At 42.2% G+C, this 513-nt stretch carries 1 tRNA gene and 1 rRNA gene; both read left to right on the forward strand.

What is annotated here, in order from left to right:
* The first annotated feature begins 3 nt into the window (after nucleotides 1-3).
* A tRNA-Ala gene (locus CIK04_RS30680) sits at nucleotides 4-79 on the forward strand.
* 284 nt (nucleotides 80-363) lie between these two features.
* Nucleotides 364-513 (forward strand): 23S ribosomal RNA (locus CIK04_RS30685); the annotation flags it as partial.

Consider the following 513-nt stretch of genomic DNA (forward strand, 5'->3'; position numbering starts at 1 on the left):
GATGGGGTTATAGCTCAGCTGGGAGAGCGCCTGCCTTGCACGCAGGAGGTCTGCGGTTCGATCCCGCATAGCTCCACCATCTTTAAGGGTTTTTCATTWATGAATCTTTAATAATGGTTTTCATTAGAAAATCTGCTCTTTAACAATTTGGAAAGCTGACAAAACAACAATTTATTGTTGTTTGTAAAGTTCTCAATGTTTGTCTTTAAGACAAACACCAACAAACACATTCAAGTGTTCTTGAGAATGTCACTTTTAGTGACTATTCGAAATTGAGTCCGGCAAAATCAACGCTATCTCGCTCATTCAAATAATGAGATAGCAACTTTGGTTGTTTGACTAGAAGACCCTTTGGGGTTGTATGGTTAAGTGACTAAGCGTACACGGTGGATGCCTTGGCAGTCAGAGGCGATGAAGGACGTAGTAACTTGCGATAAGCGTAGATGAGGCAGTAACAGCCACTTGAGTCTACGATTTCCGAATGGGGAAACCCACTGGCATAAGCCAGTATCA

It is taken from the genome of Vibrio sp. 03_296, from assembly GCF_002265885.1.